The following is a 23,818-nucleotide window of genomic DNA, read 5'->3' as shown; positions in this document are numbered from 1 at the left end:
ATCTTACACCTCCATAACAAGCAGCTCAGGGTTAGCGAGCAGCTGTTTAATGTAATTCATAAAGTTTTGTGCTGTTGCGCCATCGATAATACGGTGGTCGAAGCTCAAGGACAGAGCCATTACAGGTGCTGCAACGATTTCTCCGTTTTTCACAACGGCTTTTTCGCTAATACGTCCTGTGCCCAAGATTGCAACTTCTGGGAAGTTGATGATTGGAGTGAAGAACATACCGCCAGCAGAACCGATGTTAGTGATGGAGATTGTGCTGCCTTTCATTTCATTAGGACCCAACTTGCCTTCGCGTCCACGAGCTGCCAGATCACGGATGGAATCAGCGATCATCCAGATGGATTTGCGATCAGCATCTTTGATTACAGGAACGATCAAGCCGTTGTCTGTATCTGTAGCGATACCGATGTTGTAGTATTTTTTGTATACAATTTCATTTGCTTCTTCATCGATCATTGCGTTCAAAGCAGGGAATTGACGGGAAGCCGCAACCAATGCTTTAACGATGAATGGCAAGTAAGTAACTTTTGTACCTTTTTTCTCTGCAATTGGTTTCATGCGCGTACGGAAAGCAACCAGCTCAGTTACATCCACTTCGTCCATGATTGTAACGTGCGGTGCAGTGTAAGCCGATTTAACCATCGCATTGGAGATTGCTTTACGGATACCTTTGAATGGTACGCGCTCTTCTTCAAGACGTTGATCAGCTGCTGCAGCTGCAGGTGCTGCGGATTTTTTCTCTTCTTGAGCCGGAGCTTCGGAAGATGCCGCTGCGGAAGAACCGCCACCGTTTTTGAAGGATTCCACATCTTCTTTGGTTACTTTACCGTTGTTGCCAGTTCCGTTAACCTGAGCGATGTCTACACCTTGCTCACGAGCAAATTTGCGAACGCTTGGCGTAGCCAGAACGTCTTTTGCAGGTACTGCAGGAACACTGTTACTGCCACCTTCTTGCGCTGCATTGGAGCTGGAAGCTGCTGCAGAAGAACCGCTAGTATCAGCTCCGCCTTGTGCTGCGTCTTTCTCTTGTGCACCTTGGTCGCCAGCAGGAGCATCGTCTTGCTCAGGCAGTTCGCCTTCTGCATCGATTACCGCTACAACTTCACCAACGTGGCAAATTTGACCGTCTTTAGCGAAAACTTCAGTTACTGTGCCGTTAACCGGACAAGGAACTTCAACAACCGCTTTGTCGTTCTGTACTTCCATGATGATATCGTCGTCAGTTACTTTGTCCCCGACTTTGATGTGCATCTTGATGATTTCGCCTTCGTGAAGGCCTTCGCCCAGTTCAGGGAATTTATATTCAAATTTAGCCAACTGAAAAACCTCCTTGATTATTTGCTCAATCCTGAAAACAACCCTTAGCTCCAAAAACCAACTGTTACTGCGAGTGCAAATAACTGTCAATCAAGGGGCTAATGGCTGTTTACAGTGCAGCCTGAGCTGCGATGTGAATCACCATACTGCGCCTTGCGGCATGTCAGATGATTGAATTAGAAGTTCATGACTTTGTTAACCGCTGCAACGATACGCGCAGGGTTAGGCAGCCATGTATCTTCGATTTGTGCAAATGGATATACCGTATCCGGACCAGCTACACGCAGAACCGGTGCTTCCAGATGCAGGATTGCTTTTTCATTGATTTGTGCAATGACTTCAGCAGCAACACCCGCGCTCTTTTGAGCTTCTTGTACAACAATTGCACGGTTTGTTTTCTTAACAGAAGCAACTACCGTATCGATATCGATCGGGCTGATCGTACGAAGGTCGATAACCTCAACTTTGATGCCTTGTTTTTCAAGCTCTTCAGCAGCTTTTACAGAAGTATGAACCATCATACCGTAAGTAATGATCGTAACGTCAGAACCTTCACGAACAACGTTTGCTTTACCAAGCTCAACAACGTAGTCTTCTTCAGGCACTTCTGCACGGAATGCATGGTACAGGTTCAAGTGCTCCATGAAGAATACCGGATCGTTATCACGGATAGAAGCGATCATCAGACCTTTTGCATCATACGGATTCGAAGGAACTACCACTTTGATACCCGGAGTTTGCGTGAGCAAACCTTCCAGAGAGTCTGTGTGCAATTCTGCCGCTTTAACGCCGCCACCGAATGGTGTACGGAATACGATTGGAGAATTGTATTTGCCGCCAGAGCGGAAACGCATACGAGCTGCTTGAACCACCATTTGGTCAAGGGCTTCGAAGATAAAACCTACGAATTGAATCTCAGCTACCGGACGGAAGCCTTGAATACCCAAACCTACAGCCAGACCGCCGATTGCGGATTCAGCCAGCGGTGTATCAAATACACGCTCTTCACCAAACTCTTTTTGCAAACCTTCCGTTACACGGAAAACGCCGCCTACATTACCTACGTCTTCACCGAAGAGCAGAACGTTAGGATCACGTTTCAGCTCTACGCGAAGCGCATCACGAATTGCTTCTTTCATGTTCAATTGTGCCATTTGCTTCATTTCCTCCTTAAACATTGACAGTTCACATTTGAATTCATACATGTATACCGAGACACCAGTGCTGGTGCCGGATGTTTATGCTTTATCGGAAAAAACTTATTGGAAATCAGCTTTTTGCTCTTCCAAGTGCTTAGGCGTTTGTTCGAACATGCTGTCGATCAGGCCTGAAATAGTCATTTTCTCGGTTTTTTCCGCTTTTTTGATCTCTTCGTTCACTTTTGCTTTTGCTTCTTCTTTTACACGTGCTGTATCTTCTTCAGTCCACAGACCTTTTTTCTCCAGATATTTAGCAAAACGTGCAATTGGATCTTTTACGCTCCACTCAGCCTCTTCTTCTTTCGTACGATACTTGGAAGCATCATCAGAGAGGGAGTGTGGACGGAAACGATAAGTAACAGCTTCGATCAACGTTGCGCCTTCGCCATTACGTCCGCGTTCAGCAGCTTCCTGAACCGCTTTGATAACAGCAAAGATGTCCATACCGTCAACTTTAACACCTTTGATACCTGCTGCTACCGCTTTGTGAGCGATGGACAGAGCTGCTGTTTGTTTAGCAAAAGGAGTTGTGATGGCATAACCGTTGTTTTGTACAAAGAAGATTACAGGCAGTTTATATACACCAGCGTAGTTCAGGCCTTCATAGAAGTCACCTTCGGAAGAACCGCCATCACCTGTGTATGTGATAACTACTTGTTTTTGTTTTTTCAATTTGTAACCCATAGCAATACCCATTGCGTGCAGAATTTGTGCACCAATGATGATTTGCGGCATCAATACGTTAACGCCGTCTGGAATTTGTCCACCGTGCTGGTGTCCACGGGAGTACAGGAACGCTTGATAAAGAGGAAGTCCGTGCCACACGAGTTGCGGAATGTCGCGATAGCCTGGAGCGATAAAATCTTCTTTTTCAAGGGCAAACTCACTACCTACCATTGTAGCTTCTTGACCAGATACTGGAGCATAGAAACCAAGACGTCCTTGACGGCCAAGGTTTACTGCACGGTCATCCCAAGTACGGGTAAATACCATGCGATACATAATTTCTTTTAATTGATCGTCGGAAAGCTTAGGCATCATGTCTTTGTTAACAATTTCGCCGTCAGGAGACAGCACGGACAGAGCTTCTACATCCTCCGTGTATACTTCATAAGGAACCTTGCTCATTTTTTTCTTCACCTCAACAAAAAATTTGAATATCAAGTTCCGCTGTTATATTATTATTATACACCTGTTTCACTGCATACGTCAAAGAAATCCGTAATATTTTTATGTTTCCTTTTGGATTGTATGTATAACAGGGGTCTAATATTGGTATAACAGCATAATACATGATTGCGTGTTTGACCCATCCCCGCACCAGGTTAATCTTACCGTATTGCGCGGTCGAATGCAAAAATAACCCGGAAAGGTGACGTTTTATGACGGATTCCCGCTATTTGAAACGGACAATTGTTAAGGAAGAGATTGAAAGCCGTTACCTCGGTGAGAAACGGACCCTTCGCATCTATCTTCCTCCAGGCTACAACGAACTGCTTAGCTACCCTGTGGTGTACTGCCAGGATGGCGAGGAATTTTTTAACTTTGGACGAATCGCCACAACAGCCAACCGCATCATTCTCGATGAAGGTGCCGAACCTTTCATAATAGTAGGGGTTCAAGTGCACGTACCCGTAAGAACTCAGGAGTACGCTCCTTTCGGCAGTCGATTCACAGCCTACACCAAGTGCTTTGCAGAAGAGATTATTCCCTATGTGGAAGAGAAATATCCTGTAAGACGTTCTCCGCAGGAGCGTGTTCTTGCTGGCGATTCGCTTGGCGGCAGTGTTTCACTCCATTTGGCACTGTTGTATCCAGAACTGTTTACCCGCGTAATCAGCATGTCTGGCGCATTCTACTCCGCTTCTCAGGAAATCTATGCTGCGGCTGAGGATCTGTCATGGCTGTCGATCTGGATGATTGTCGGTTTACAGGAAACGGCCTTCGAAGCCGACACTGGAACGTATGATTTTGTACAGCTGAACCGGAATACTCGTGATTTGCTGGAAAAACGCGGGGCTCACGTCTCCTATCAGGAGAAGGACGGGAATCACCAATGGGGCTTCTGGCAAAAGGAACTGCCGGATGCTTTGCTCTACTTTTTGCAAGAATAATACAAGCAAGATTCTACCCCATTTATTTGTCAGGCGGCTGCTCAGCCGCTTTTCTTTTTTTAAAAACTTGATTTGATCCTCCACCATATTGTTACCGCTTACATTAATGCCCTGAAAAAGAAGCAGGAGCTTCTGAATCATTCTCGTTTCCTTCCTGCTTCTTTGCCATTTCACCAATGTTTAATATCTATAACGAATGCTCTTGCTCAATTCTGTTTAACAACACATCACAGCCAGCATTCACCAGCTCGTACACTTCTTCAAAGTTGCCTGTGTAATAAGGGTCCGGTACTTCTCTCAGCGTTTCATTCGGAAGCAAGTCCATAAATTTAAGGATCTCTGCCTCTTCTCCTCCCGGCAAGCTTCGCACATTATCCGCATTCGCGTTATCCATACATATAATGTAGTCAAATTGAGTAAAATCTTCACTCGCAAATTGTCTCGCTGTCATATTCGCATATGAAATTTGAACCGAATCAAGCAATTTTCGCGTACCTTCATGCGGAGGTTTTCCGATATGCCAGTTGCCTGTTCCCGCCGAATCCACTCGAATCTGATCCGCAAAGCCCTTCTGAATGACCTTGTGACGCATAACCGCTTCCGCCATAGGTGATCTGCAAATGTTACCAAGACATACAAATACAACGTTAATCATGTTAATCCCCCTTGCTTAGAGTCCCTTGAATTGGGGACGGTGTATGCTGCTTGATCAGGTTCTCCGACTTTACGACAGTACTCTCGCCTGCAGCCAATGAGCGGCGCGGCAGCTTCCATTTATAATGCACCGAGCACATCCGGAAAAAGACTACCGTCACGAAACAAATCAGAAGACCAACGTTCGTAGTAAACCAGCCCATACCGATTGCAAACCCGGCTGTCATCGCCCAAACGGCATAGATTTCATCACGCAGCACAAGTGGTTTTCGTCCGGCAAGAAGATCACGAATGATTCCTCCCCCGATGCCCGTCATCACAGCGGCTACAATGACTGCACTGATCGGATGGCCCATATTAGCTGCGTATAATCCTCCCTGGATCGCAAAGGCAGCCAGTCCAATCGCATCAAATAATGCTTCTGTGCGTTTCCAATGACCTATCCATTTGAGAGGCAGTACAAAAGCAACAGCTACCGATACCAACGCAAGCATAATAAGCGTACCCTGACTCCATAACGTCGTTACTGGCACACCAATAAGCACATTGCGGATAATACCTCCTCCGAATGCTGTCACCAGCCCGAGCACCAGCACACCCAAAATATCATACTCCTCTTCCATTGCCACAAATGCACCAGACATTGCAAACGCGATTGTACCGATAATGCTGAATACTTCAAAAATGTGTAAGTCCAACCTGTTCAAACCTCACTTTTCAAGTCATCTCCATGTCGCTCTCCCCATTGTATCCGCGAGTGTAGAAATTGTGCAACCACATTTTGTCGATTATACTGGTTTTGTGTACAGTTGTATCATTTGTTGTATTGCAACCTACTATAAATGTAAATGGTTTTCCTCTATATAATAAGGAAGGATGAAAATAGAATGGATTATAAACGTATCGTGATTTTTACAGGCGGTTTGCTCGCTAGAGAGTTCCTTCAGGAAATCAAGGCTGATGACATCGTCATCGCAGCTGACCGCGGAGCCCTGTACCTAATCGAACATGGAATTAAACCACATATCGCTGTAGGTGACTTTGATTCTATCTCCGAAGCAGAACGGGAGATCGTCAGCCGTAATAGTGTAGAGTTTATCGCATGCGATCCTGTGCACAAGGATCTTACCGATACAGAAATGGCTTTTGAAACAGCTCTTGATCAGGAGCCTACCGATATTCTCATCTTTGGAGCCACAGGCACACGAATGGATCATACACTTGCGAATGTTCATATAATGGTACGGGCTATGCAGCATCATATTGCATGTGCACTTCAGGATGAGCATAACTATATGACGCTGACGACCTCAAGTGCTGTTGTAGAGAAACGTGGATATACATATGTGTCACTTCTTCCTTTAACGCACGAGGTTACCGGCATATGTCTGGAAGGATTTATGTACCCGCTGGATCAAGCAACCATCCGCATGGGACAGTCTTTGGGGATCAGCAACAAGCTGTTAAGTGATTCTGGCACAGTGACAATTGACAGTGGTCTTCTGTTGATTATCCAAAGCAAAGACTGATTTTTTGCCCGAATGCTTATTGAGCCGCCCTTTAATTATTACTTTTTTGTAACCTGATTTTGAAAATAAAAATATAAATAAACAACGAAATCCCCTTGATAATCAAGGGGATTTTTAATTTTGTTCTATTTTCTCATTCGTCAATGATTAATTTTTTGACATTTTTAATCGTATTTTAATAATCATAGTAAAACTACTGATCTATCAACCTTTTTGCTTATGTATCCAATTTCTAGGTTGTTACAAACCTGTTATACTCGCTCTAGCAACTTAACGAAAACGAATTTTGGAGGTAATAACAACATGAAAACAAACTTCTTGATCCAAAAGGCCGTAACCGTCGGGTTGTGCGCTACACTAGGTTTTGGAGCTGTACTAATGACAAATGCACCTGTGGCGCAAGCCGCAACAGCATCTGTATCGACAGGACAACAAATTGTGAACTATGGAAAAAACTTTATGGGAACTCCATATAAATTTGGTGCTTCGACTACAACAACCAAGTACTTTGACTGCTCTTCATTCATGAAATATATTTTTAAAAAGTATGGTGTAGACCTTCCGCGCACGTCCGTAAAACAATCCAAGGAAGGCACGTATGTCTCAAAAGCGAATCTTCGTGTAGGCGACCTGGTCTTTTTCTCTAGCGGCAGCCGCTCTACTGGTTCCAACATTACCCATGTAGGTGTTTACGCCGGCAACGGACAGATTCTTCATACGTATGGCTCTCCAGGCGTAACACTGTCGGATTTGAACTCTGGTAATTGGAAAAAAACGTACATTACAGCTCGTCGCGTACTGTAGTACGCCCTTACCTTACAATCGAATAATGATACGTGACCGGGTCATATTGATCCGGTCTTTTCTTTATCTAACTGAATAAATAACGGAATAGATTACTTCTGTCCCCATTTAGTCAAGTGTTTCTGTATTATATATTTACCCGATATGCTGTTCCGTTCAAACTGGATAATGGTGGATGCTCTCCTTATAATAAAGAGATCCATTATCTACTTATTTCATTATCCGTATAGCATATATCCAACCCCCCGTACCGTCTGGATCAGCTTTGCATCTCTCCCTTTATCAACCTTGCCCCGGAGATGTTTAATATACACGTCTACGACATTCGTATCCATCGCAAAGTCATACCCCCACACCTCACGTAAAATATCACTACGCGTGCAAGCTTCATTCAGATGTGTCGCCAAATATTCCAATAATTCATACTCTTTGGGAGTCAGATTCAAGTACTGTCCCGCACGGCTCACTCTGCGTGAACGAAGATTGATTTTGAGGTCCTGCACAACGATGATTTCCTCCCCATCATACGAAGAAGTGGCAAAAAGCCGAAGCAAGCTGCGTATTTTGGCTAACATCACCTTCGGATGCAGGGGTTCCTCCATGACGTCGTTTGCTCCAAAATCAAGCCAGTCAATCACTTGCTGCGGAGAAGCTTCGGGAATTATGACAAGAATGGGGGGCACGTTTCCTTGAATCCATTTTTTCAAAATCATTCTTTCCTGCACGCTTCTCTGTAAATCCGCTGTATCCCGATCCACAAGAATGATTAACTGTTCCCGAGCAGCATCTGGTTCTCGCGGCTTTTCTAATTCAGACCAGTCAAGCCGCCTCACTTCATAACCTTCTTCTTGCAAAATATGCTCTATGCGTCGGGCTACCTCACCCGTACCAGCTAACATAATCGCTGTTTTCATACATCTCACCCGGCCCGTCTGTTTTCCGCCGCTCTCCGGCAAGCATTGTACCGTTAGGATGCCTTAAAAAGAAAAAGTCCATTCCCACCACCGGGAACAGACTTTAAACCTTCATCACATTGGAGTGTACATTGAGTTTATTTATTTAGCCAAAATAGCGATGTACCAAAGTACGCGCCTCAGCCGTGTCTTTTATACCGTGAACAAGAACACGACCATCCTGAAAAATGACCAATCTATGCTTACCTGTTGTCAATGACACGAGAAAAGGATTACTCTCCACTTTTCCTTCTTCAAGCCGAGTCAGACGATCAGCTGTCTGCTGAAGATCAAGCCGCATGGGCCGCGCAGGACGAATCTGCACCGTGTCTCTGCCGCAAAGTACATCCGTTTTCTCCAGATTGGATGCCGAAAGAAACGGATACGTGGCAGATGGGCCGCATGAAGCACAGTCCAGCTTTTTCGCTCCATCCACATTAATGGATATGTACTCGTTGCGCCACACGTCAAAAGACAACAGCTTTCGTCTAAGAGCCGCTGTGTTGCCACTAAGCAGCTTCATCGCTTCCGCTGTCTGATTCGCCGTTACCATCTGCACCGCTTGAGGAATGATTCCCGACGTATCACAGGTATCTCCGCCAAGAGGCACTTCGCCCAGCAGGCAGTTCAAACAAGGTGTCTCCCCGGGCAAAAACGTATACGTAATCCCGTAGCTGCCGACACAGCCCCCGTAAATCCATGGAATCTGATGCTTCTGAGCCATATCATTAATGAGTAACCTTGTATCAAAATTATCGGTTGCATCCATAATCAGATCGGCATCCGCGATGAGCTCTTCCAGTTCGTCTACGCGTACATCCATCACCTTGGCTTTAATGTGAACGGTAGAGTTAATCGCAGTTAAACGTTTGACGGCCGCCATGGCTTTGGGCATGCGCTCTATTGCATCCTGCTCAACATAGAGCTGCTGCCGCTGCAGGTTGCTCCATTCCACATAGTCCCGATCGACAATGGTAATCTGCCCAACACCAGAGCGAACCAGCGTTTCGGCAATACCTGTTCCAAGTGCGCCTGCTCCAATAATTAATACCTTGCTTTCCTTTAATCTGGCCTGACCCTCTGGGCCGAGCGGTGCGTATCGCTCCTGTCTGGAATAACGATCGACCTGCTCCGCTTGGTATAACTGTTCTGTCATGTATGAACCATTCCTTCCGCCGGACTGCTTGCTGCCGCATAACGCTTCACCGGAATCATGCCTGCTGTATACGCGAGCCTTCCTGCCTCCACCCCGAGCCGCATCGCTTTGGCCATACTGACCGGATCATGAGATCCGGATACCGCCGTGTTCAGCAGTACACCGTCCGCTCCCAGCTCCATGGCATAAGCAGCATCTTTGGGTGAGCGCAAACCTGCATCAACAATGACGGGCACAACAGCCTGCTCAATAACGATTTCCAAATTATACGGATTAATGATGCCTCGGCCCGCACCGATCGGAGAAGCCCCCGGCATCACTGCATGAACTCCCAGCAGCTGCAATCGTTTGGCTAAAATAACATCGTCCGAAATGTAAGGCAGCACCGTGAAGCCTTTTTCCAGCAAAATGCTGCAAGCCTTGTACGTTTCAAGCGGATCGGGAAGCAGCGTTACTCCGTCTCCGATGACTTCAACTTTTATCATATCACAAAGTCCTGACGCCCGTGCAAGCTCCGCAATCCGCACCGCCTCTTCTGCAGTTGAGGCACCTGCCGTATTTGGCAGGAGTGTATATTTACTTAAATCCAGCGTGTCCAGAAAATGCTGCTTACCCGCCTCCTCCAGATCCAAACGGCGTACCGCAAAGGTCAATATCTCTGTACCCGAGGCTTCTACAGCCTGGCTCTGAACTTGCATATCCGTGAACTTGCCTGTTCCCAGCAGCAGTCTTGAATTAAATTCATATTTTCCGATATGAAGCATATCATCACTCTCCCAAATTAAAATGATTAACTATGCTGCGATCTATCTTAGTTAGCCCCCACCGACAAAATGAACAATTTCGATTCGATCACCTTCTCTCAGCGCTGTTGTTTCATGATGATCCTTTGTCAAAATGTTACGATTTAGCTCTACAACAACCGTTTTCACTTGCAGGTTAAAGGATTGCAGCAATTTGTCCACCCGATTCAAATCATCATCAATTTCCATCTTCTGTCCGTTCACGATAATGTTCAACGCACAACTTCCTTTCTGTTCAATCGATTAGGTGATAAGGCTTCAATCCCAATCTCTTCAGCTCTTTTGCCCTCCAGCATGTCTGCAATCCAGCGTCCGGTTACCGCACTGAGCAATATTCCGTTGCGGTAATGCCCGTAGGCAGTAAACAAACCAGGCATGTTTTCGCATTCTCCTATATACGGAAGACCATCCGGGGTTGAAGGTCTCACACCTGCCCATGCCCGCAAGAAATGAGCTTCTTTGATGCCCGGAACCCAGCTGCTTGCGGCACCAAGCAATCGTTGCACACTATAGGCTGATACGCTGTGATCTTTTTTCCCGGGCCAGCTCGTAGCTCCGATCCACACATCTCCATTCGCTTTTGGAACGATGTAGACATCCTCCGCATAAAGCGTGCGATCCGGCTTGTAAGCTGTTTGGTCCGCCGGAAATTGAATCGCGGCTATCTCTCCTTTGACCGGAGTTGTAGGCAGGTCAATACGAGCCTGCTGCAGCAGCGTTTCACCATTCAAGCCAGCGGCTATAATTACGTGTTTACAAGTGATATTTCCCTTCGGGGTAGCAATCCCTTGTACACCAAGTTGATTCCCTATTAATTGAATATCCTTGACGCCTTCCCATATCGCGGCACCCATCCTGTGTGCTGACCTCACATAAGCTCTTGTCAATGACACGGGCAGAATTTCACTCTCCAATGATCGGTAATAAGCACCATACGTATCCCGATTGAGCCAGCCGGCTTCTCGCTGCACCGTATTTCTATCCCACCAAATCTGTTCCGTCAATGAAGAAGACCTTCGATTTTCCTTATAACGACTTAGTTCACTGTATGATCTGAAGGGTGTGATGAATCCGCTCTGCCTCAATCCGAGCTCCATGCCCGATAGAGCAGACAATTGATCCTTTTGACTGTGCAGCAACGCCCTGCTTTCAAGAGCAGCCTGAGCAATAACAGGATGAGTAAAATCCTCACTATCCGCAGCCAGCATTCCCGCAGCTGCACAGGAGCTTCCACTGGCAATCTCGTTTTGCTCGATCAGAAGCACTTCATGTCCTCTTCGTGTCAATTCATAGGCAATAGCACAGCCTATAACACCTCCGCCAACAATAATGGTTTCTGCATGGAGCTTGCAGGATGCTGTGGATCGCGGGATATTGGCAGTTTCATATGAAGTATCGGATTCATATGTTTCATCCGAGGCATAGCATGCATCCAATCTGGATGGATCATTAGAACCTTGATCAGGTGGAACGCTTCCACGCTTTTGCATGTGCTCATCTCCTTGATTTTGAAACATTCATATTACTCTTTCTGCAGCCTGTTTTATAAGACGAATCGCATGAGCCGGGTGCTCATGCTGAAATACACTTGAGATCACTGCAGCACCACGGGCTCCAGCTAACCGCACCGCCTGGATGGTGGATGCCTGGATACCACCAATGGCAATCACAGGAATATCAACGCCTGAGCATACTTCAGCCAGCGCGTCCACCCCCCTGGGCGTTAGATCAGGTTTGCTGCGGCTTGTATACACATGACCGAAAAACAGGTAATCCGCACCGTAATCCGCTGCCGCACGCGCCTCATGTAAGGAGTGCACCGATACTCCCAAGCGCATCCGTTCCCCCTTATTCACAGTATTCATGCTCACCTCCGCCTTCGTCAGCATCTGCTGACTCCAGTGTGCACCCCGGCAAAATTCGCTGGGCACAAACGGATTGGCCCCGTTGATGACAATACGTGAGGATGGAACCCCTGACTCTGTCATGTGGCTGGCCCAGATGAAATGCTGCAGCAGCGAGAGCTGTTTTTCCCGGATATGAATGTAATCCACCCAAGGCCATATCTGCTTGACAACGTTCAGTACAGTGGTTTGCTCACCCCTATTGGTAGACACAACATGCAGTTCAAAGGAGGAGTCATCTTGGCAGCACATCGGGCTGCATTTGTCCATTTGCTTTGGAGAGGGATCGTTCAGCTGTTTGTTCATTTCATTTCTTTCTGCCGCAAGTTCTGTTTTCGCAAGCCTTGTTTTGTTCACGTTGTCCTTCCTCTCATCGGTTCAGCATAAAGTACGGAAATGGCATAACACAAAAAAGCCACTCCCGTAGGAGTGGCTGCGTATAAACAAAGGTCCAGTTAAATAACGAGCGTGCAGCTAATACCTGTTAAACAGTTAAGTCATAACCGTTCGGCGGTAACTCATGCCTGCATCACTGTATAGTAAGGTTCCTGTTCGTTCATAAAAGGATCACTTACTGTCATTATGCTGAAACGCGCCACTTCCCTACGCTGGTATGATCCAGATCAGGTGCAAAGGGTCCGGAATCGCATTCTTCCATCTCAGCCGCATCGTGCGGCCCCCCTAGTGTTCATATGAAGTTGAAGTTGTAGCCTATATTACCACAGTCGGATTTTTTTGTCATCGTGCTTTTTCAGACCATTCTTCCACATTCCACGTTTTGGTGACCCAGCCTTCGTAAAAATCCGGTTCGTGGGATACAAGCAAAACGGTTCCTTTGTATTCCTTCAACGCACGCTGAAGCTCGGCCTTCGCAGTAACATCCAGATGGTTCGTTGGCTCATCAAACAGCACCCAATTGCTTTCACGCATCAGCAGCTTGCACAAACGAACCTTAGCCTGCTCCCCACCGCTCAGCATGTTCAAAGGACGTGTAATATGTTCATTTTTGAGGCCGCAGCGGGCGAGATGTCCACGCACTTCATTTTGAGTCAAATGAGAAAACTCATTCCACACATCGTCAATCGGCGTGATATTTGCAGCACGTACTTCCTGCTCAAAGTATGCCGTCTCCAGATAATCTCCGAGAAAGGTTTTACCGCTAATGGGCGGGATTTTACCCAGAATTGTCTTGAGCAGTGTTGATTTGCCGACACCGTTACAGCCCACAATAGCAATCTTCTCTCCGCGTTCGATGGTCATCGTCATCTTTGGCAGGAGCGGATACGTATAACCAATTTCAAAATCAACACCTTCAAACACGGTTTTGCTGCTTGCACGGGCATCCTTGAATTTAAAAGTTGGTTTTGCCGCTTCGTCCGGACGATCAATCCGCTCAATTTTGCCAAGCTGCTTTTCCCGGCTTTTTGCGCGTCCCGAGGTGGATGCACGAGCTTTATTCCGCTGAATAAAGTCCTCCTGCTTTTTAATATATTCCTGCTGCTTTTCATAGGCGTCAATATGCTGCGCCTTCTGCATATCCGCCATCTCCAGAAACTTCTCATAATTGGCAGCGTAGCGTGTGAGTTTGGCAAATTCCAAATGGTAAATCACATTCACAACTTCATTCATAAATTCTGTATCATGTGATATCAACAGAAAGGCGTGCGGATAGTCTTTCAAATAACGCGTCAGCCATTCAATGTGCTCTACATCAAGATAGTTTGTCGGCTCATCCAGCAATAAGGCAGTTGGCTTCTCCAGCAGCAGCTTTGCAAGCAACACCTTAGTGCGCTGTCCACCGCTCAGGGCAGCAACGTCCCGATCAAGACCAATCGCATTTAACCCCAAACCGTTTGCCATTTCTTCCACTTTGACATCAATCAGATAAAAATCGCCCTGCTCCAGCTGCTCCTGAATTTCACCCATTTCCTCCAGCAGCTGCTCCAGTCTGTGCGGATTTGCATCAGCCATCTGATCGGTGATCTGCATCAGCTCTTTTTCCAGCTCAAGCAGTGGCAGAAAAGCATCCTTCAGTACATCACGAATCGTTCTGCCAGGAGTCAGCTTTGTATGCTGATCCAGATATCCATAACGGACTTTAGGCGTCCATTCCACTTTACCGCTGTCTTTCAGCAGTTTTCCCGTGAGGATATTCATAAGGGTTGATTTGCCTGCACCATTGGCCCCGACCAGGCCGACGCGCTCTCCTGCAAGCAGACGAAAAGAAACATTTTTAAATAATGTACGGTCCCCAAAATTGTGACTGACATTCTCTACAGACAATAAACTCATAAGATGAGGCTGCTCCTATCTATTTACATGACTTCAGTTAATTTTTGAACCTTTATTTTAGCACAGGTTCTGTCTTTTCTGAAAGTAATGAAAATTGAGCAGAGCAATTGTATTCAAAATAACCTTGAGCCGCTGCCTGCCTCGCAGTCGTAAACACCTCTTGAGCGCGAAAGCCAGGATTGCAGTTGGCAGGATAATGATATTTAATACCTGTTGCGGGATCGAGCCCGCCAACAACTGCCGTTCTTTTGACCAGTCTGCTCCCGCCGATCGCAAAATTGTTTATTTTCTGATCCCCGGATGCAATTCCCTGCATAAAAGCGATAAAACCGATGTCATTGATCGAATTGTACCAATCCTCCTGCGAAATTAGTGGCATCGTGAATACATAGGACACACCATTTTTTCTTGCAAACTCATTATGCCGATTAATGACCTCTGCAAGCTCATCCTGAACACGAGTCACGATTCGAGTACGCCGTACCTGTTCAAATACAGTTGAATCCTGAAGCAGTCCGATCGTGCTGCTACCAGCCAGTTCTTGCTGGAAGCCCTCGATCCATTTACCTGTGCCAGCATCATATGCATACACATAACGATCAAGTGTAAAATTAATGCTGTTCCCATCCGAATCTGTATATGTATAAGGCCTTTTGGGGCTCCACACCTGTCTGAAGGACTGCTGCATATCCCCGGTCATCTCGTTTTCTTTGGCAAAAATGTAATAACCGTCATAATCCAGTACAACGATGGCTGGAATGTAATCAAACATATGCTGAATAGCCCGCATATCATCCTGAATCCCCATATTTAGAGCCATCGTTTGTGTAAAGGTGGACAATGCCAGCTCCTTATCCGCTCTGACAAACTTGGCAGAATCATAAGCCGCCTCCGCATGCGGTTTCTCGTTCTGATGCATGACTGCACCTGCATCCATCACTGCGGTTTGAAGTGCTTTTTGGTAACGGGTTGCAAGCAGGTTCGCCTTTTGTGCATCATCCGTATGAAGTGTGAGCATGTAAAAGCACGGGAAGAAAATCAATACAAACACGATGCCAAGCTCAGTAATCTTCATTCAGCACCATGCCTCCATGTGCAGTAAAAACCGCGGCCGCCTGTGCTGTACCGCCTTGCAGCCATTCTCGAATAAGCATGGACGGTGTACGATTGGTGCTTTTAAGGCTTACAGAGAAAAAATCCCCCACGCTTAGCTTATATCTGCGCCCCGGATCATCCATTGTCAATGTGCCTGACACCGGAAAGAGACTTTCCCGGATCTGGGATAAATAATAGCCGTCATGAACGACCTCATAGGTCCCCGTAAAACTGCTCTGATTCATCGGGTCCGTATAACGCGGTACATATTTTTTATGCAAATGCTCCATGGAGAGTTCATAATTGTTGCACGTCTCCGCTAACTGCTCTTCAAACTCTGCCAGCATTCGAGGAGAAATATACCCTTTGGTCCGCACAGCATCAACGAAACGAGTGACACTCTGGGACGCAGTCATCCGTGCTATGTCATCCTGACGTTGAGCCGTCTCGGCTGCAGGATAAATATAAAGCAGCAGCACGGCCAGCAGTACGGCCAATAATTTGGACGCTGCATTAATCATTGCTTTCTACCTCCTTCCGAAAAGAAAGCTTTAACAGTTCTCCGGCGTCGCTTCGGTTATACACAGGCAGGTAACTGCCTTCCAGTTCGACCGGAATTGTGGCTGGCGAATCAGCAAGCGGATCAATGACATATTCATGACCATCTACCTCCACCTGGACCCTGGTGCCTGTCATTTGCCGCACAGTATGCAGCACTTCAGCTCCAGTGTAACGATTCAGCTGACTTGAATGCAGCGTCGTATGGATTCTGCCATCCATTTCTGTAACGCTTGCTGCTCTTTCATTCAGGGCACCCATTAAGATAGCGATGTTCCGCTGCCCGTACAGGCAGGCTGCCACAAAAAGCACAACCGCCGTACAGAACAGCATCAGATGCTGTGTATTACGTGACATGTTATATCAGCTCCAGTCAAGACTGCTGGAAAATCAGCCCTCTCACAACGTTGGATCGGTCCTTGATGATAATCGCCTTGAACTTACCACTCGGATTAACATATTGATTGTCTTTTTCACTCATCGTCTGATTGATGCTGCCTACCTTCTCATCTGGTGCAAGGACAGAGCCATAGTCCGCGTTGTTAATGTCCTGAGAGATGTTGAGCTGATTGCCATACCATTGTCCACCTCTATTTTTCCCTGTAATCACTTGAATTCCGAACTGGTCTTTGTCCGCGTATTTACGCAGAGCGTTTGTCACCTGTGATCCGCTGATGGTTGTCCCGTCATATACCGTAAATGCGGCTTGGGACAGCTCTGTTTGAATATCCGCAAAATTATTTTGCGCTGTTTTGGTAGCCTCCTGCGCTGATATAAACAATAACACCACAATCGTAATCAAAGCGATGGTCAAAAAGATTCCTGCGGCTACCTTCAGAGCACTTGATGCATTATTCATAAATGAAATACCCTCCTGTAATTTATATTGGTTAATATCCCGTCTCCAGCTGCTTCGCGAATCAGATCTGTATGCTACAGCTTCTGAATTTGTTCATAGTACATGTTCATCTGCACAAAGCTCATACCGACCAGCGGAATGACCAGATACAGAAAAATCAAGGCATACATCGGTGCAAAACCGATTGTTCTTCCCCAGCCTGCTTTAATATCAATCATTTTGCTGTACTCCTGTTTACGCTGTTCAAAATAAAAGGACATCATGCTCTCCAGATCATCGAATGCTTCACGGATAGAGATTTTACCCAGTGCAAGCTGCAGCTTATCAATTAAACGCTGAAACTCAGGCAACCCCACCTCCTCTTTTAATTGCTCAAGCGCGTCTTCGGGACCATGCTCGAAATGTAACAGACACTTTTGCAGTGGCCTTTTGAAAATAACAGCAAATCGATTCAGCCATTCAAGCATTTCCTCTACAGACATGCGATCCATCTCACGCAAAATCGAAATCACCGTTTGAAACTGATAGATTTCATGCCGCATATCCATGCTTCGCATCTTACGCTGGAACAACATAAGCCAGATCGGCAGATGATAACCGCATAGAGCAATGCTTATGGCCAAAACCACTTCCCACCAGCGCATGTACTGCTTGTTATACGATTCGATCTTTTCCAGAATGCGTATAGCTGCTTCTGCCTGTGCATCGTGATTCATTGCAAGCGGTGCAAGCTGCTGCATTGCTTCGGAAATATCCTCATACGAAACTACGCGTTGCATCCCCACGTGCTCCATAACCGAACGGTCAAGCCTTGTCTTGTCTTCAGCCACCTTCAGATCTGCTTCAGACATCGCACCGAACATCCGGTCATCCCTGATGGGATCATACAGGATGTGATTACGCTGAACCTGATGCAGCAGAAGTATAAACCCTATAGTCAGAGCCAGACAGCTGACAAATAACATAAGTCTGCGTACCGCCAGCCATTCGTATTTCAACTCGGTACTGCTCTCTCTCATGAGCCGGATTGTCTGATGATATGAAGCAGTGCCTGGCTTGGGGGTGAACAGCATAGCCAGTCTTCGTAAAAAGAGCTGCTTATACAAGAAGCGATCCAGTCTGGAATGCTTTTGCCCGGAACGGTAGCGAGTTTCATCATACTGCTGAAGCCGCTGCAGAAGCAGGTAGGCAACAATGATGATCACATAGATGGAGATTTTCGTGATAAAACCAAGCTTGCTCCGATAAAACTCATCCATTGTAGGGAAACTGAGCCTGGCCCATCGCTCAATCGGACCTGTAAACAGTACAGGGGCAAGCGCGATTACATTTAATCCTTGCAGCATATAGTCGAGTCGATCACGTCTCAAAATCTCCAGATGAATCTCCTGAGTCAGATGACTTAATCCTTGAAGATAAATGGATCCCTGCTCCTTGTGCTTGTCACCAAACTCCATAACCATATAAGAAATACCGGCAAACCCTTTCAGAAAACGATTGGGCGCAATCTCGTAATAACGCTCCAGCGCTTCATTGGGATCGGGAGAGGTCAGTGCTTCATAGATCAGCCTTACTTGCTCAGCAACTTCCCCTGTTCCCGCCTCGGCGGCCTCATATAATGCTTCCTCAACCATTCCATGCTGATGATATCGATGTCTCACATCTGCAAACAGATCAAGCATCTGTACAAGCAGCTTCTTCTCCATCCGGCTCAGGCACAAATCCAGCACAAGACTATTCAAAACAACGGCGCAGAGAATGGAAAGGATAACAAAAGCAAGTCCCGGCTGCAGCAAGAACAGCACAATACTAACACTTCCATACCCGCCTATAATGATAAGCACAATACTCATCGTTAGACGTCTGAGCGTAGGTTCATCCCTGGCATAGCGATAGGAGATTCTTTTTCTGACCTGTAAAATATATGTCGATATCCCAGGCATCTTGATGCCAAGCCGATATGCCTGCAGCAGGAGGGAACCCCAGCCTTTATATCTCTTGCCTCGAATGGGAAGGACAAGGGCAGCAGCATGTATCGGCAGTGCCCCTTTTCTCCGCAGTACATACAGGATCATCTGGGTAATTACCAGGCCAACTGCACAGACACCTAATACCAGCAGCAAGAGCCACTTAACACTCATTGGTCTTCCCCCCAATGCTGCCCGATGAATCGAGCGAAATGTTCCGCATCCTGCAGCGTCATCTGCTCCCGCATCTCCGTTATGCTTGAAAGGGAAAGCGCTGCATTTGCCACATATGTCCCGTCCCGATACTCCACAACATTACGAGATGCAAATCCATCCCTCTCTTGAGCCATTCCTGAAGGGCCAGCATGTGGAATACATTCGGTGATTCGTTCAATATATCTGCGTCCTTCTGCATCCTTTTTCATGTGAACATCGAAATTAATCACACTGACGACCTGTTCCTCTGCAATATGTTCATGCTGGAACATGCCTGTTTTCAGCAATGAATTGCGGAGTGAAAATACCAGATCACGAAATGTTTTGGCATGATGCGTAAACAGGGTAAACAGGGATGCCACTTGAGACATCTGGATCATCCATGCAGCCACCTCATCACTTGCTACCTCACCTAGAATGTTCACCGTACCATCTGTTTTTTTCTGTAAATCTAGCCCCTGCTGTCCAGATATATGCTCTGTTTCACGAAAGCTGAGAATGTTACGGCGGCTGTAAATCCGTCTTAATTGCAGCTCAAACGCCATTTCCTGTACCCTGAGGGTGTATGAAGCATAGATGTGCTTGACCATAGCCATCAGTAATGTCGTTTTACCAGACCCTTGTGCACCCGTCACCGCTGTAATCCGGCTGCCTTTCATCAAATATTGAAGGAGTTGGATTGGTAACTGTGCGTTGTTACCTGTAATCAGCTGTTCAAGTGATGCATTAGGAATATCAAATTTTCGTACAAAGAACGCCCAGGATTCGGCAAATGGCGGACGAACCACAACAACACGCGAGCCGTCTTTCATTTCATTGACTTTATAACCACTAGCCTCCGACAGTTGACCAGGGTAGTTGTATTTGTATATATTCTGACATACACGCTTCAATTCCCGGGTGCTGCCAAAGCTTAAAAAGGACAAATGAATCGACTTTCCTTTATAAAATATCCAGACACTTTGCACGCCGCTGAGCGGTTCTTCATACTGCTGATCCTCGAAAGCATGCTCCAGCAGGTCATTCCAGGAAGCAGGAGTGTAATGATTCATATGTGGAAGCACATCTGGAATCCCGTTTACCCCTCCGCTTACCCCGTCAATCCGTTGGTCACGAATCTCATCTACAACCGAGAATCCTTTATAGCTCTGATAGATACGCTGCACAATAATTTCGACCTTTTCTCTGAATTCCAGCTCGCGATACTCACATTCAAAGACATACTGGATATCCTGCTCGGAGATATAATAGCTGCCACCATCTTCAGAATTGGCTTCCAGCCTGAGTTTACCCAGATCATACGTGTCAATCATTCTGGAAAGTGCATCCGTACCAAATTGCTGACGATATAAATAAAAGACAATTTCAAAACGATCCTGTACGGTCAAACGTTCTGGCTCTGCAAACATCATTACTTCATCCGCGTTAGACTTGTTCAGACCAATCGTTCTTGTAAGCAGATCTGCGATCAGGTTTTTAACATACGTTTTGTCACTGATGCTTCCCGATACACACCCCTTCAATGCCTTTCTCATCTCGGCACGCTGATTTACTCTGCGGCGATACTCCTCTTCATGTAAACCCGCATCCGCAAGCTGACTGTGGCTTATTTCATGCAATGAATGTTTAACCTGATGAATTAATGATTCAATGGTAAGAGCTTCTCGCTCAGGTAATGCTTCATTTTGTTCCCGAAGTACGGCGCGATACTTAAACCAGATAAAATACAAACCGGCCATAACAATCATCGTTATGCCTATCGAATTCACGAGCATTGGATATTCAGGCTCCCCTTTCCAGCCTCTTCAGTACAGTACGCATCTCCGCACCATCCATCATCAGGCGGGCAAATTCACCCAGACCAGCGGCAAAACTCCCTTTACGGGCATGTTTGCTGTCTCCCTGAATCTCAAGCTGCAGATATCTGGCCGCATCTCTGCGATTCATAGCATCCAGGCAGCTTGTCGTGTACGGGATCGCAGACAAACTCCCCTTATATTTGAAGCCACGCTTAATATTAGAGAGAGTTGCACGAGATTGAGAGTCATATTTATTAATGAGCACATGCACTTTCTTTTCACGCAGCTGATCTGGCATAATCTGTCCAAAGAAGGTTTCCAGGTTCCTCATATTCTGATTCAGCACAGCAACAACACAGTCTGCTTCCCTTAGCATTAGCGGTGTATCGACATGGTCATAAGGCGCATCCAGAAGAATCAGATCGTAACATTGATTAGCCGTATGCAGCAGTTTTTTGAGCATTTCCCCTTTGAATCCGGCGGAACGCTCGGCCCTGTTCTGACTTCCGGTGAGCAGATCCAATCGATCCTTCAGAAGCGGCTTGGTGTAGTCTCTTAAATTGTGTTTGCTCAGATTACCGCTGATAAACAATCGCTCTACAGCATCCAGGCCGTTCTCTTCAAAAGAAAATAACACTTCGGATGAAAGTTTCTCGTCTTTAAACAAACTTGCTTCGATACCCTCGCCTGCCAGGCCTGTATTCACCAGCAGCACTCTCGTTCTATATTGGAGTGCCAACGCATAAGCACCGATTAGAGTACTTGAGGAGCAGCCCGTTGCAGGAAAAGGGCTCCAGAAGGAGATTGTGCTCATGCCCTCATCCTCCCCGCAGCTTTCATTGCACGGCGACTGTGCATGCGCTCCCAGCCAGTGAATTGCTGCACAACACGACATAACGTTTTTTTGTAGTTTCGCGATAAATGCCCCAGTTCTACCCGGTGATGATGCTCGTTTTCCAGCTTAACGGCTGCACTCAGCTCGTCCCACGGAAGGATCAGCGATTCCCCGGTCCATGTGAAGGGACTTCCCTCCAGATAAGCCCACAGATAATGCGCTTCAAGCTTGCAGTCCACGCCGTTGATCAGCATGCGGTGGAAGGTCAGTTCTGGAGGAAGAGACTGTTCAGCGAGCAGCTGCTCCAGCCATGCTTTGCCGCGCTCCAGGTTGTACCTTTCATAATCACTTACCCAGACACGCACCTCTGCCGCAAGCCACAGATTTCGCGAAGCAAAGTGTAACGTCTCCAGGTCGTATAATACATAATCATACCCTTCCATACTGTCGCCGTTTACCTGCAAATGCTGCTCTACTGCCGTTGAAGTCACAAATTGACATGCAATATCAAAGCCCTCAAATTCCACAATTCGCAGTGACTGGTGACGATGATCTCCAACACTGTGTCCATATTTTTGCTGCAGCGTACCATCGACCAGCAGAACACGCTTACCCGTTGAAGCAAGTATTTTGCACAGGTATAACATTAAATCATGCTTCTCACATAAACCTGCCAGCATCCATATATGCATGAAAAAGCACTCCCTTCTTGTCTCAAAATCTATTCATTTCCCGTTAACAACTGCTGCTGCTCATCAAGTGTCGAGGAATCGAGAACATTCGATGCATTCCCCGCTTGATCCGATGTACTTCCTGAACCATCGTTCCAAAAGGTTCCCGCCGATGATGACTCTTGTGCGGACGGTCTTTTGTTATATGTAACCGACGATTGGGCGACATCCTGTTCTATGCCTTTGGATGGTGCAGACATGGAAGCAGCTAACGAGCTTTCGAGCGAGCTGCGCACCTGTCTGGTTAACTCCTGTTCGGCATGCCGCACAATGTTTGGATCACTCTCCAGCAGCTTTAACACTTCGGAATTGGCTGGATATGTGGGAATAGCCGCTGTCTGGAACTGTGGTTCAACATACGTCAGAGCATAGATTGAAGCTTTATGTAAGTAAGCATCTACGATTGCGCTGGACAGTGACAAAATCTCTTCTTCCGTCATCGTAACCCATAAAGTTGCTGCATTTAGCCGCTCCACTTTTTTCTTGGATAACAGAATGTAATCCTGTCCGGTTGGAAACTGAATCCGTATATCGATCATATCCCCTTTAGCCAAAGAAGAAGGCAGCAACACCACCTGCAGCTCGCGGTTTCTTAAATCGGATGGAGCCGGCGTATCTTCATAGACCATTTCGGTCGTAATCGCTGTTCCTTTTTTCAGCTCAATCTTGGCTACCTGACCCCGCAGCTTCTTTGTACTGGACCACAGATTTCGAGGGGCCTGCGCATCAGGTATCGCAATCAGCTTCAGATCATCGGGCATGACAGGCTCACCAGCTTCAATATCCCTGATTGTCACCCAGCCCTGAGCTCCTGAATTCCACTGCTGCAACAATTCAGCCTGCTTTTCCTCGTATGCTGACGCGTAACGGTCTTCAATCACTGACCTGACATGCTCGGCAGTTCTGACCTCATATATCACGTATCCCGCAAAGAACATCCCCACCACTCCAGCTCCAATCAGCCCTGCGTAAATCCGCTCACGACTTTGTTTTCTTAATTTGGACAAAAGAGGCTCTCCTTTCG

The 23,818-nt window shown here is 46.6% G+C and carries 24 protein-coding genes and 1 riboswitch; of the genes, 3 read left to right on the top strand and 21 right to left on the bottom strand.

Annotation, left to right across the window (positions count from 1 at the left end; genetic code table 11):
- Positions 1-3: 3 nt before the first annotated feature.
- The 3 genes from IEW26_RS06460 to pdhA form a co-directional block, all read right to left on the bottom strand.
- Positions 4-1,326 carry a dihydrolipoamide acetyltransferase family protein gene (locus IEW26_RS06460; RefSeq protein WP_145401864.1) on the bottom strand — a complete coding sequence of 441 codons (1,323 nt, stop codon included), beginning with the start codon at positions 1,324-1,326 and terminating at the stop codon, positions 4-6.
- 176 nt (positions 1,327-1,502) lie between these two features.
- A complete protein-coding gene (locus tag IEW26_RS06455) occupies positions 1,503-2,480 on the bottom strand; it encodes an alpha-ketoacid dehydrogenase subunit beta (protein ID WP_111271698.1) in 978 nt (325 codons plus the stop codon).
- A 105-nt stretch (positions 2,481-2,585) separates the two neighbouring features.
- On the bottom strand, positions 2,586-3,653 hold the full coding sequence (gene pdhA / locus IEW26_RS06450; RefSeq protein WP_145401862.1) for a pyruvate dehydrogenase (acetyl-transferring) E1 component subunit alpha: 1,068 nt from the start codon (positions 3,651-3,653) through the stop codon (positions 2,586-2,588).
- Between the two features lie 254 nt (positions 3,654-3,907).
- Between pdhA and IEW26_RS06445 the strand changes: the two genes are divergently transcribed.
- On the top strand, positions 3,908-4,639 hold the full coding sequence (locus tag IEW26_RS06445) for an alpha/beta hydrolase (RefSeq protein WP_111271700.1): 732 nt from the start codon (positions 3,908-3,910) through the stop codon (positions 4,637-4,639).
- 187 nt (positions 4,640-4,826) lie between these two features.
- On the opposite strand, the gene IEW26_RS06440 is transcribed toward IEW26_RS06445, so the two are convergent.
- Positions 4,827-5,294: a low molecular weight protein-tyrosine-phosphatase gene (locus IEW26_RS06440; RefSeq protein WP_188591763.1), complete on the bottom strand. Its 468-nt coding sequence runs from the start codon at positions 5,292-5,294 to the stop codon at positions 4,827-4,829.
- 1 nt (position 5,295) lies between these two features.
- The gene (locus tag IEW26_RS06435; RefSeq protein WP_188591762.1) at positions 5,296-5,991 is read right to left on the bottom strand and encodes a trimeric intracellular cation channel family protein; all 696 of its coding nucleotides are present in this window, start codon (positions 5,989-5,991) and stop codon (positions 5,296-5,298) included.
- Between the two features lie 189 nt (positions 5,992-6,180).
- Between IEW26_RS06435 and IEW26_RS06430 the strand changes: the two genes are divergently transcribed.
- Both IEW26_RS06430 and IEW26_RS06425 read left to right on the top strand, forming a co-directional pair.
- Positions 6,181-6,822, top strand: coding sequence for a thiamine diphosphokinase (locus IEW26_RS06430; RefSeq protein WP_111271703.1), 642 nt, complete (start codon positions 6,181-6,183; stop codon positions 6,820-6,822).
- A gap of 303 nt (positions 6,823-7,125) precedes the next feature.
- Positions 7,126-7,626, top strand: a complete 501-nt coding sequence (locus IEW26_RS06425; RefSeq protein WP_145401853.1) for a C40 family peptidase — start codon at positions 7,126-7,128, stop codon at positions 7,624-7,626.
- A gap of 218 nt (positions 7,627-7,844) precedes the next feature.
- Here the strand turns inward: IEW26_RS06425 and IEW26_RS06420 are convergent, their stop codons facing one another.
- From IEW26_RS06420 to IEW26_RS06345, 16 genes are all read right to left on the bottom strand, one after another.
- Positions 7,845-8,540, bottom strand: a complete 696-nt coding sequence (locus tag IEW26_RS06420) for a winged helix-turn-helix transcriptional regulator (RefSeq protein WP_188591761.1) — start codon at positions 8,538-8,540, stop codon at positions 7,845-7,847.
- Positions 8,541-8,685: 145 nt separating this feature from the next.
- The gene (locus IEW26_RS06415; protein WP_188591760.1) at positions 8,686-9,735 is read right to left on the bottom strand and encodes a ThiF family adenylyltransferase; all 1,050 of its coding nucleotides are present in this window, start codon (positions 9,733-9,735) and stop codon (positions 8,686-8,688) included.
- Positions 9,732-10,499: a thiazole synthase gene (locus IEW26_RS06410; protein ID WP_188591759.1), complete on the bottom strand. Its 768-nt coding sequence runs from the start codon at positions 10,497-10,499 to the stop codon at positions 9,732-9,734. Before IEW26_RS06410 ends, IEW26_RS06415 begins: the two co-directional genes overlap by 4 nt.
- A 51-nt stretch (positions 10,500-10,550) precedes the next feature.
- On the bottom strand, positions 10,551-10,754 hold the full coding sequence (gene thiS, locus IEW26_RS06405) for a sulfur carrier protein ThiS (protein ID WP_111271708.1): 204 nt from the start codon (positions 10,752-10,754) through the stop codon (positions 10,551-10,553).
- Positions 10,751-12,028: a glycine oxidase ThiO gene (gene thiO, locus IEW26_RS06400; RefSeq protein WP_188591758.1), complete on the bottom strand. Its 1,278-nt coding sequence runs from the start codon at positions 12,026-12,028 to the stop codon at positions 10,751-10,753. Before thiO ends, thiS begins: the two co-directional genes overlap by 4 nt.
- Positions 12,029-12,055: 27 nt before the next feature.
- Entirely contained in the window at positions 12,056-12,799 is a 744-nt protein-coding gene (locus IEW26_RS06395) for a thiamine phosphate synthase (protein ID WP_188591757.1), read from the bottom strand.
- 226 nt (positions 12,800-13,025) lie between these two features.
- A riboswitch (TPP riboswitch) is annotated at positions 13,026-13,135 on the bottom strand.
- Positions 13,136-13,180: 45 nt separating this feature from the next.
- Positions 13,181-14,734: an ABC-F family ATP-binding cassette domain-containing protein gene (locus IEW26_RS06390; protein ID WP_188591756.1), complete on the bottom strand. Its 1,554-nt coding sequence runs from the start codon at positions 14,732-14,734 to the stop codon at positions 13,181-13,183.
- A 52-nt stretch (positions 14,735-14,786) separates the two neighbouring features.
- Positions 14,787-15,809, bottom strand: a complete 1,023-nt coding sequence (locus IEW26_RS06385; protein WP_188591755.1) for a hypothetical protein — start codon at positions 15,807-15,809, stop codon at positions 14,787-14,789.
- Positions 15,796-16,350: a hypothetical protein gene (locus tag IEW26_RS06380; protein WP_188591754.1), complete on the bottom strand. Its 555-nt coding sequence runs from the start codon at positions 16,348-16,350 to the stop codon at positions 15,796-15,798. The genes IEW26_RS06385 and IEW26_RS06380 overlap by 14 nt, the downstream gene beginning before the upstream one ends.
- Entirely contained in the window at positions 16,343-16,744 is a 402-nt protein-coding gene (locus IEW26_RS06375) for a hypothetical protein (protein WP_188591753.1), read from the bottom strand. Before IEW26_RS06375 ends, IEW26_RS06380 begins: the two co-directional genes overlap by 8 nt.
- 16 nt (positions 16,745-16,760) lie before the next feature.
- Positions 16,761-17,246 (bottom strand): ABC transporter permease, encoded by a 486-nt coding sequence (locus tag IEW26_RS06370; RefSeq protein WP_111271715.1) that lies wholly within the window; start codon positions 17,244-17,246, stop codon positions 16,761-16,763.
- Between the two features lie 74 nt (positions 17,247-17,320).
- Positions 17,321-19,387 carry a hypothetical protein gene (locus IEW26_RS06365; RefSeq protein WP_188591752.1) on the bottom strand — a complete coding sequence of 689 codons (2,067 nt, stop codon included), beginning with the start codon at positions 19,385-19,387 and terminating at the stop codon, positions 17,321-17,323.
- Positions 19,384-21,204, bottom strand: a complete 1,821-nt coding sequence (locus IEW26_RS06360; protein WP_188591751.1) for a P-loop NTPase family protein — start codon at positions 21,202-21,204, stop codon at positions 19,384-19,386. Before IEW26_RS06360 ends, IEW26_RS06365 begins: the two co-directional genes overlap by 4 nt.
- A gap of 7 nt (positions 21,205-21,211) precedes the next feature.
- Positions 21,212-22,042 carry a CpaE/TadZ family protein gene (locus IEW26_RS06355; protein WP_188591750.1) on the bottom strand — a complete coding sequence of 277 codons (831 nt, stop codon included), beginning with the start codon at positions 22,040-22,042 and terminating at the stop codon, positions 21,212-21,214.
- Positions 22,039-22,755: a hypothetical protein gene (locus IEW26_RS06350; protein WP_188591749.1), complete on the bottom strand. Its 717-nt coding sequence runs from the start codon at positions 22,753-22,755 to the stop codon at positions 22,039-22,041. Before IEW26_RS06350 ends, IEW26_RS06355 begins: the two co-directional genes overlap by 4 nt.
- Positions 22,756-22,784: 29 nt before the next feature.
- Positions 22,785-23,801: an SAF domain-containing protein gene (locus tag IEW26_RS06345; protein WP_188591748.1), complete on the bottom strand. Its 1,017-nt coding sequence runs from the start codon at positions 23,799-23,801 to the stop codon at positions 22,785-22,787.
- Positions 23,802-23,818: the final 17 nt, after the last annotated feature.

Source organism: Paenibacillus silvae (assembly GCF_014639235.1).
In the GTDB taxonomy this organism is placed as follows: Bacteria; Bacillota; Bacilli; order Paenibacillales; family Paenibacillaceae; genus Paenibacillus; species Paenibacillus silvae.
Note: the sequence above shows the minus strand (reverse complement) of the source record. Positions and strands in the feature narration are given on the sequence as shown.

Coding starts and splice junctions, on each gene's coding strand:
- IEW26_RS06455 (WP_111271698.1), bottom strand. CDS start 2,480: ATGGCACAATTGAACATGAAAGAAGCAATTCGTGATGCGCTTCGCGTA.
- pdhA (WP_145401862.1), bottom strand. CDS start 3,653: ATGAGCAAGGTTCCTTATGAAGTATACACGGAGGATGTAGAAGCTCTG.
- IEW26_RS06445 (WP_111271700.1), top strand. CDS start 3,908: ATGACGGATTCCCGCTATTTGAAACGGACAATTGTTAAGGAAGAGATT.
- IEW26_RS06440 (WP_188591763.1), bottom strand. CDS start 5,294: ATGATTAACGTTGTATTTGTATGTCTTGGTAACATTTGCAGATCACCT.
- IEW26_RS06430 (WP_111271703.1), top strand. CDS start 6,181: ATGGATTATAAACGTATCGTGATTTTTACAGGCGGTTTGCTCGCTAGA.
- IEW26_RS06425 (WP_145401853.1), top strand. CDS start 7,126: ATGAAAACAAACTTCTTGATCCAAAAGGCCGTAACCGTCGGGTTGTGC.
- IEW26_RS06420 (WP_188591761.1), bottom strand. CDS start 8,540: ATGAAAACAGCGATTATGTTAGCTGGTACGGGTGAGGTAGCCCGACGC.
- IEW26_RS06415 (WP_188591760.1), bottom strand. CDS start 9,735: ATGACAGAACAGTTATACCAAGCGGAGCAGGTCGATCGTTATTCCAGA.
- IEW26_RS06410 (WP_188591759.1), bottom strand. CDS start 10,499: ATGCTTCATATCGGAAAATATGAATTTAATTCAAGACTGCTGCTGGGA.
- thiO (WP_188591758.1), bottom strand. CDS start 12,028: ATGCAAAAGCGTGGAAGCGTTCCACCTGATCAAGGTTCTAATGATCCA.
- IEW26_RS06390 (WP_188591756.1), bottom strand. CDS start 14,734: ATGAGTTTATTGTCTGTAGAGAATGTCAGTCACAATTTTGGGGACCGT.
- IEW26_RS06385 (WP_188591755.1), bottom strand. CDS start 15,809: ATGAAGATTACTGAGCTTGGCATCGTGTTTGTATTGATTTTCTTCCCG.
- IEW26_RS06380 (WP_188591754.1), bottom strand. CDS start 16,350: ATGATTAATGCAGCGTCCAAATTATTGGCCGTACTGCTGGCCGTGCTG.
- IEW26_RS06375 (WP_188591753.1), bottom strand. CDS start 16,744: ATGTCACGTAATACACAGCATCTGATGCTGTTCTGTACGGCGGTTGTG.
- IEW26_RS06370 (WP_111271715.1), bottom strand. CDS start 17,246: ATGAATAATGCATCAAGTGCTCTGAAGGTAGCCGCAGGAATCTTTTTG.
- IEW26_RS06365 (WP_188591752.1), bottom strand. CDS start 19,387: ATGAGTGTTAAGTGGCTCTTGCTGCTGGTATTAGGTGTCTGTGCAGTT.
- IEW26_RS06360 (WP_188591751.1), bottom strand. CDS start 21,204: ATGCTCGTGAATTCGATAGGCATAACGATGATTGTTATGGCCGGTTTG.
- IEW26_RS06355 (WP_188591750.1), bottom strand. CDS start 22,042: ATGAGCACAATCTCCTTCTGGAGCCCTTTTCCTGCAACGGGCTGCTCC.
- IEW26_RS06350 (WP_188591749.1), bottom strand. CDS start 22,755: ATGCATATATGGATGCTGGCAGGTTTATGTGAGAAGCATGATTTAATG.